General features: G+C 50.1%; 2 protein-coding genes. Both read left to right on the top strand.

Translation table 11 applies throughout. The annotated features are described in order from the left end of the window. Window positions 1-255: hypothetical protein (locus tag HMPREF2796_RS11290; protein ID WP_210385328.1), on the top strand; the 255-nt coding region annotated here is incomplete at its 5' end. Next, window positions 255-926, top strand: a complete 672-nt coding sequence (locus HMPREF2796_RS00810; protein ID WP_070630243.1) for a baseplate wedge 1 family protein — start codon at window positions 255-257, stop codon at window positions 924-926. The genes HMPREF2796_RS11290 and HMPREF2796_RS00810, both read left to right, overlap by 1 nt. Window positions 927-1,118 lie beyond the last annotated feature (192 nt).

Genomic DNA, 1,118 nt, shown 5'->3' with positions numbered 1-1,118 from the left:
GCAGACGGTTACGAATCGGTACGCGCAGACTTGAACTCCATCGGGCAAAAATTGCAGGTTGGTGATGATGTGGTTGTACAGAAATTCTACTGCGGCGTATTCAAAACGACTGGCATTGAATCGGTAACGTTTAAGTTTGCCGCTTCCAATAGCCCGACTGTCCGCCCTGCTGATAGTGCATTCAGCCCGAATAATATTGTAATTGGCAACTACGAGCGGGCGATGTTCGACCCGATGCGAATTGAGGTGCGCTAATGGAACGAGAAACCGACCACGGCGGCATAGCGTGGGGCAACAACCTGATGCAGTTCCGGCAGAGCCGCCAGTTTGAATGCTTGGTTAAATCGTTATTTGCGCCGGCCAATGCGCTGCATGAGGTGTTTTACGACCTGCTACATAAGCGCGGGGTAGATACAGCAGAAGGTAAGCAGTTAGACGGAGTTGGGCGAATTGTTGGCCTAACTCGCACAGTCAGCAACGCGGCGGCCATCCCATTTTTCGGCTTTGACGGGCAAGAGAATACCCTAGGCCTCGGGCAAGCACGAATGCGGCGCGAAAACGAGACCGTTACCGGCGGCTTCATCAAGTTACCAGATGAAGAATATCGCGGCCTGCTGAAGTGGAAAATTGCCGTAAACAACGGACACGGCACAACGCCGGAAATCGTGGCGGCAATGAGTAATGTGTTTGGTGCAGAACTGGCGGTGCTGCGTGATTTGGATAATGCAAAATTCCAAGTGGCCTTCAATACCAAGAACGCGCCGGAATATGTGCTGAATAACCGCTATCGGCTGATACCTAAGGCCGCTGGAGTGGGCTTAGAAGTGGTTATCGTGAAACATAAAACCCCATTCGGTTTTGCCGACCAGAATTATTACGGCTTCGGGCAGGGCGTGATGTTATCTAACGCCGATATTGTGATTTAACCGCCAATCGGCGGTTTTTTTATGGAGTATGAACATGGCAGTAAACAAGCAGTCATTTGCGAAAAAGTTTGCCGAAAACGGCCTGCGCACAGTTTGGGAAGACCCTCAATACAAACTTGGCTGGGATATGGTTGGTATCAGACCACCGACTAAAGAACAGTTTAATTATCTGTTCTACAACATAGACGAGAA

Origin of the sequence: Eikenella sp. HMSC071B05 (assembly GCF_001811325.1) — a bacterium.
Taxonomy (GTDB): domain Bacteria; phylum Pseudomonadota; class Gammaproteobacteria; order Burkholderiales; family Neisseriaceae; genus Eikenella; species Eikenella corrodens.
The sequence above is the reverse complement of the archived record's forward strand: the minus strand, read 5'-3'. Positions and strand labels throughout refer to the sequence as shown.

Excerpts from the sequence above, each read along its gene's own strand:
- HMPREF2796_RS00810 (WP_070630243.1), top strand. The coding sequence starts at position 255 with ATGGAACGAGAAACCGACCACGGCGGCATAGCGTGGGGCAACAACCTG.